The sequence below is a fragment of the Vibrio sp. V42_P2S4T144 genome, assembly GCF_009904715.1.
Lineage (GTDB): Bacteria > Pseudomonadota > Gammaproteobacteria > Enterobacterales > Vibrionaceae > Vibrio > Vibrio alginolyticus.
Genome location: NZ_WXWS01000129.1, coordinates 1 through 4,527 on the forward strand (window position 1 = coordinate 1; position 4,527 = coordinate 4,527).

The 4,527-nt window shown below is 46.1% G+C and carries 4 protein-coding genes; 3 read left to right on the forward strand and 1 reads right to left on the reverse strand.

All coding sequences use genetic code 11. The annotated features are described in order from the left end of the window. The first annotated feature begins 257 nt into the window (after positions 1–257). The 3 genes from zwf to gnd are packed head-to-tail and all read left to right on the forward strand — an operon-like array spanning position 258 to position 3,960. Positions 258–1,760, forward strand: coding sequence for a glucose-6-phosphate dehydrogenase (zwf, locus tag CAG68_RS04250; protein ID WP_017634563.1), 1,503 nt, complete (start codon positions 258–260; stop codon positions 1,758–1,760). After that, entirely contained in the window at positions 1,757–2,473 is a 717-nt protein-coding gene (pgl, locus tag CAG68_RS04255) for a 6-phosphogluconolactonase (protein WP_017634562.1), read from the forward strand. Before zwf ends, pgl begins: the two co-directional genes overlap by 4 nt. Before the next feature lie 38 nt (positions 2,474–2,511). Next, a complete protein-coding gene (gnd, locus tag CAG68_RS04260) occupies positions 2,512–3,960 on the forward strand; it encodes a decarboxylating NADP(+)-dependent phosphogluconate dehydrogenase (protein ID WP_005377160.1) in 1,449 nt (482 codons plus the stop codon). Positions 3,961–4,045: 85 nt separating this feature from the next. On the opposite strand, the gene CAG68_RS04265 is transcribed toward gnd, so the two are convergent. Then, a complete protein-coding gene (locus CAG68_RS04265) occupies positions 4,046–4,249 on the reverse strand; it encodes a hypothetical protein (protein WP_054701672.1) in 204 nt (67 codons plus the stop codon). Positions 4,250–4,527: the final 278 nt, after the last annotated feature.

The following is a 4,527-nucleotide window of genomic DNA, read 5'->3' on the forward strand; positions in this document are numbered from 1 at the left end:
ATATTGCCCCGTGTCGGACTCTCCTCCAGCGAGTACAGTGTGTACTTTTGAGACATAAGTGACTTAAATGACCTCAATACGTCGTGTTTCCAAGAATCGGAAATGCAACTTCTTGAGGTTCTTTGGGCCCATAGACTTTACCTATCAACGTAATAGGTAAGACCAATTTTCTATTTTGAGGTGCCATTGATAGGGTTGGCTCATTCTCTAGCCGTATCCGGGCACACAATAAGTACCTCGTTTTTAAGGGAAAGATGATGGTAATACCAGAAAACAGCAGCATCGTTATTTTTGGTGCTTCAGGTGACCTTACGTACCGTAAGCTCATTCCTGCTTTATACCACCTCTACGCGAACAAGCAGCTTCCAGAGAATTTTGCCATTCTGGGTGTAAGTCGCACTGAATACAGTGATGAGTCTTACCGCGCGAAGCTGAAAAAATCGCTTCAGGAAATGGAAAAGACTGAGCCAGAAACGCTTGATGCATTTATTAACCATCTGCACTACCAAGCAATTAATACTTCTGACACACAAGATTACGGTAAGCTATCTTCTCGCTTAGACCAACTTGCGGACGAATATCAATTCGAGCAACGCAATACGCTTTTTTACTTAGCAACCCCACCAAGTTTATACAGTGTGATCCCTGCAAGTCTTGCAGCACATGGTCTTAACAGTGAAGAGGATGGCTGGAAACGCCTGATCATTGAGAAACCATTCGGCTATGATCTTGAATCGGCGCGTATTCTGGACAAAGAAATTCACGAGCACTTCCAAGAGCATCAAATCTACCGAATTGACCATTACTTAGGTAAAGAAACGGTACAAAACCTACTTGTGCTTCGTTTCTCTAATGCGATGTTTGAGCCGCTTTGGAACCGTAACTTCATTGATTACGTTGAAATCACAGGCGCAGAATTCCTTGGCGTAGAGGAGCGTGGTGGTTACTACGACAACTCTGGCGCTGTGCGCGACATGTTCCAAAACCACTTGCTACAAGTATTAGCAATGGTAGGTATGGAACCACCAGCGCAAATCAATGCAGACTCGATGCGTGATGAAGTGGTAAAAGTGCTTCAATGCCTAAAGCCATTAGACGAAAACGCTCTGCGCAATGACCTAGTATTAGGCCAATACACGGCGTCTGAAGTTCGTGGGCAAAGCCTACGCGGCTACCGTGAAGAGCCGGGAGTTGCAGACGATTCTCGTACAGAGACTTACATCGGTTTGAAAGCGTACATCAACAACTGGCGTTGGAATGGCGTGCCATTTTACGTGCGTACTGGTAAGCGTCTTCCAACACGCGTTACTGAGGTGGTTATCCACTTTAAACAAACACCGCATCCTGTGTTTGGTCAAAACGCACCAGAAAACAAGCTGATCATTCGTATTCAACCAGACGAAGGCATTCAAATGAGCTTTGGCTTGAAAGAGCCAGGCGCAGGCTTTGAAGCGAAGGAAGTGAAAATGAACTTCCATTACGCTGACCTGCAAGAAACGCAAATGCTAACGGCATACGAGCGCCTTCTACTTGATGCTTTGAATGGTGATGCTACGCTATTTGCACGTAGTGATGCGGTGGAAGCGTGTTGGCAATACGTACAGCCAATCTTAGATTTTAAGCAAGATCCACAATCCCTCTTCGGGTACGCATGCGGCACTTGGGGACCTAAAGAGTCAGATGACTTGTTACAGCGTGATGGTCGCGCTTGGCGTTTCCCATGTAAAAACTTAACAGATACGGATTACTGTGAACTATGATCAACCATAAGATCTACCAAACAGCAGAACAGGTAGTTGAAAGCCTAGCTAACGATATGAAAGCGTTTAGCGAAATGGGCAGACCTGTTCACATCTCTCTTTCTGGCGGCAGCACTCCTAAAATGCTGTTTAAACTACTGGCTTCAGAGGCTTACGCAACCTCCATTCAATGGGAAAACCTCCACTTTTGGTGGGGTGACGAACGTTGTGTTGCCCCTGACGATGCAGAAAGCAACTACGGTGAAGCGAACACATTGTTGTTTAGCCAAGTAAATATTCCTGCAGAAAACATTCACCGCATCCGTGGCGAAGATGAGCCTAAAGCAGAAGCCGAGCGCTTTGCAAAAGAGATGGCAGAGGTGATCCCGAGTGAAAACGGCACACCTGTGTTTGACTGGATCTTATTAGGCGTTGGTGCAGATGGTCATACAGCTTCTCTGTTCCCTGGCCAAACGAATTATGATGATGCGAACCTATCTCTTGTGGCGTCGCATCCTGAATCGGGCCAACTTCGTGTGTCGAAAACCGCACGCGTATTAGAAGCAGCGAAACGCATTAGTTACTTAGTGCTTGGTGCAGGAAAAGCGGACATTGTTGAAGAAATTAACAGTTCACCAGCACACGCACTGCCATACCCAGCGGCTAAGATTCAAGCGAAATCGGGCCTAACGGAATGGTATTTAGATTTAGACGCGGCAGCAAAAATTGCTTAAGACGCTGCTCGTCGATGAAATAAAATTGGAGAGAAACAATGAAAGGTGATATCGGTGTAATTGGCCTAGCAGTAATGGGTCAAAACCTTATCCTAAACATGAACGATCACGGCTTTAAAGTGGTTGCTCACAACCGTACTGCTGCTAAAGTAGACGAGTTCCTGGAAGGTCCAGCAAAAGGCACGAACATCATCGGTGCATACTCTCTAGAAGAACTAGTAGAGAAGCTAGAAACGCCGCGTAAAGTAATGTTGATGGTTCGCGCTGGTGACGTTGTAGACAAGTTCATCGAAGCGCTAGTGCCTCTGCTAGACAAAGGCGACATCATTATTGACGGTGGTAACACTAACTACCCAGATACAAACCGTCGTGTTGCTGCACTACGTGAAAAAGGTATCCACTTCATCGGTACTGGTGTATCTGGTGGTGAAGAAGGTGCGCGCTTCGGTCCATCTATCATGCCTGGCGGTGCTGCTGAAGCATGGGAAGCGGTTAAGCCTATCTTCCAAGGTATCGCTGCGAAAACTGACGCTGGTGAGCCATGTTGTGACTGGGTTGGTAACGACGGTGCAGGTCACTTCGTTAAGATGGTACACAACGGTATCGAATACGGTGACATGCAGCTTATCACAGAAGCTTACCAGTTTATGAAAGACGGTCTTGGTATGTCTGCAGACGAGATGCAAGCAGTATTCGCTGATTGGAACAAGACTGAGCTAGACAGCTACCTTGTTGAAATCACGGCTGACATCCTTGGATACAAAGATGAAGACGGTGAGCCTCTCGTTGAGAAGATCCTAGACACAGCAGGCCAAAAAGGTACTGGTAAATGGACTGGTATTAACGCACTAGACCTAGGTATTCCACTAACGCTTATCTCTGAGTCTGTATTCTCTCGTTGTCTATCTGCACTGAAAGACCAACGTGTTGAAGCTGAATCTCTATTCGGTAAGACAATCACTCCAGTTGAAGGCGACAAGCAAGAGTGGGTTGATGCACTACGTCAAGCGCTACTAGCTTCTAAGATCATCTCTTACGCTCAAGGCTTCATGCTAATGCGCGAAGCATCGAACGAGAACGGTTGGGACCTAAACTACGGTAACGTAGCACTAATGTGGCGTGGTGGTTGTATCATCCGCTCTGCGTTCCTAGGCAACATCCGTGATGCGTACGAAGCGAACCCAGACATCGCATTCCTTGGTTCTGATGAGTACTTCAAAAACATCCTACAAGGCAGCCTAGCAGCATGGCGTAAAGTAGCAGCGAAGTCTCTAGAATCTGGTATCCCAATGCCATGTACGATTTCTGCGCTATCTTTCCTAGACGGTTACACAACTGCTCGTCTACCAGCGAACCTGCTTCAAGCTCAACGTGACTACTTCGGTGCTCACACTTATGAGCGTATTGACCGTCCACGTGGTGAATTCTTCCACACTAACTGGACTGGTACAGGCGGCGACACAGCGTCTACAACTTACGACGTTTAATCCGCGGTCAGTAAGCTGATCAAAGCAAAAGGGTGCCCAAGTGGCATCCTTTTTTGTGTTTGCTTTTACAGAACTTCAAGAGCGCCTAGGCGCTCTTTTCAGTGGTCGTTTTCTTGCTTTGATAAAACCTGTCCTTTAGGTAGAGAATTGCACTGACCACAAGAGCCACTAAAGAAATAGTGAATAGGGCGTACATGCTGAGAATCCATGCGAATGTGGCCGTCAAGAATGCAATGAAGGAAAACATCCTGCTGAAAGACATCACATGGCCAAGTTTGTTACTTTTCATAAACGCCTCCCGAAGCTAAGTGGGGATAGACAATTGTGGTCATATGCCACACTTTTAATTGTCTGCTCTTTTGGGGCGTTTCACACAAAAAAGTGGCTAAAGATTTCTCAAAAAAGGTGAAATATTGAACTGGTAGACAAATCGTTAAACTGAGTTGCACAGATATGACTTCGGTTGTCTATCACTTCAAAGTTTTTAACTACGCAGATTAAGGGCATGTAGCGTTATTATTATCGTATTCGAACTCTACGATACACAATTGCAAGTGAACCTACACT

Excerpts from the sequence above, each read along its gene's own strand:
- zwf (WP_017634563.1), top strand. The coding sequence starts at position 258 with ATGGTAATACCAGAAAACAGCAGCATCGTTATTTTTGGTGCTTCAGGT.
- pgl (WP_017634562.1), top strand. The coding sequence starts at position 1,757 with ATGATCAACCATAAGATCTACCAAACAGCAGAACAGGTAGTTGAAAGC.
- gnd (WP_005377160.1), top strand. The coding sequence starts at position 2,512 with ATGAAAGGTGATATCGGTGTAATTGGCCTAGCAGTAATGGGTCAAAAC.
- CAG68_RS04265 (WP_054701672.1), bottom strand. The coding sequence starts at position 4,249 with ATGAAAAGTAACAAACTTGGCCATGTGATGTCTTTCAGCAGGATGTTT.